Here is a 1,428-nt window from a genome sequence, read left to right as displayed (position 1 = left end):
CTGAGTAAGTTGTCACCCAGTCCTGCGAAATACCAAATAATCCCAACAAAACCAACAACGGATGCTAAATACCAAACCAATGAGAACAATTGACCGTAGCGAGTGAGTGGCAGCAAGTGGCTGTGATGTCTTGCTCGCCATTCCATGACCACTTCCAGCATCCCCATCATCAGTAAGAATCCGAGCAGCGTTAAACCAAATGAATAGCTGAGCGCTATACCAAGTAATGCTGTAACAATGCTGCCCGCCAACCCAATCCAAGTATTCATCGAGAAAGTAATACTCTTTAGAACATGGCCACCATCTAACGGTAAGATCGGCAGCAAGTTAAAGAGGTTTAGCAGCGCGTTAAACACAGCAAGACCAGCGAATATCATTTCGCCTGTCATCCAATAAAGCAGAGTAAACACAATACTTAAAACCAATCCAAAGAAAGGCCCCATGATAGAAATGACGACATCTTGCCAACGCGTGTTTATTTTCTCGTCACTTAAAGCCAAGCCACCTAGAAACGGGATCAAGTAAATGCCCTTGGTTTTCATACCGAAATACTTCATCGCTTTGATATGCCCATATTCGTGGAACATAAGACAAGCGATAAGAGCCAGAGCAAACTCAATAGAAAACAACCATGAATAGGCAGCTAAACTTGCTGACGCCAGCGCAACTTTAATCACTTTCGCGCTTTTTAAGGCTTTCATACCTAAGGAAAAAATACCGATGACACTCAAGCGCTTTTCTGATGGCGGCGCGACCTGTGGCACCTGCCTTTCAATATCTTTTTCGTTTCTTGAACCTTCCGTAATTAGCTCACCGTTAACGGTGGCGCGATAGGTCAGATCAAAAGGTTGCCAATCCAATGTGCAGTCTAATTGGCAAAGCAAAACCTCTTCTCCAGCACTCAGCTTAAATTGATGCGTGTAAGTTTCGGTTTTCTTTTCGCTCGCATCAATTTGAGAAACTAGAGTGTTGTCCCAGTACAATTGCTGCCATCCCGCCATCGATCCTTCTAATCTTAACGGGCGACCTAAAAATTCAGTGTGTAGTAATTCCAACGCGATTCCTAATGCGATAACCACAAAGGTCGAATTATGCCTCTTATAACAAGTGACATCAAAGCATGTGAACTCAAGATTTGAAGGTTATTTAATCATAAGATTTGCAAAACAATTCTGGTCGTACCATTTCCACAAAAAATATAACGATAATACATGCCCTTACGAGCAGGCGTTTGACGTATGCATCAAATTTAAAACGCCAAATACGCTCAAACTTTGACAAGTTATTAAACATACAATTAACATTACGTTTACATCACAGTTGTGTTTCAATGCAATCACAACTGCTGTTTAGTACCACACAACAATTACAAGGACTTCGGTCCAGCATTATGACACCCTAGGAGGGTCAAGGATGAACAAGAAGCAC

At 42.2% G+C, this 1,428-nt stretch carries 1 protein-coding gene; it reads right to left on the bottom strand.

The genetic code is table 11. The annotated features are described in order from the left end of the window. On the bottom strand, positions 1-1,001 hold a 1,001-nt coding region (locus tag R7E42_RS24200; protein WP_318073117.1), incomplete at its 3' end, for a site-2 protease family protein. Positions 1,002-1,428: the final 427 nt, after the last annotated feature.

It is taken from the genome of Vibrio sp. Vb1337, from assembly GCF_033338715.1.
Classification (GTDB): domain Bacteria; phylum Pseudomonadota; class Gammaproteobacteria; order Enterobacterales; family Vibrionaceae; genus Vibrio; species Vibrio alginolyticus.
This window is presented reverse-complemented; position numbering and strand designations above follow the sequence as displayed.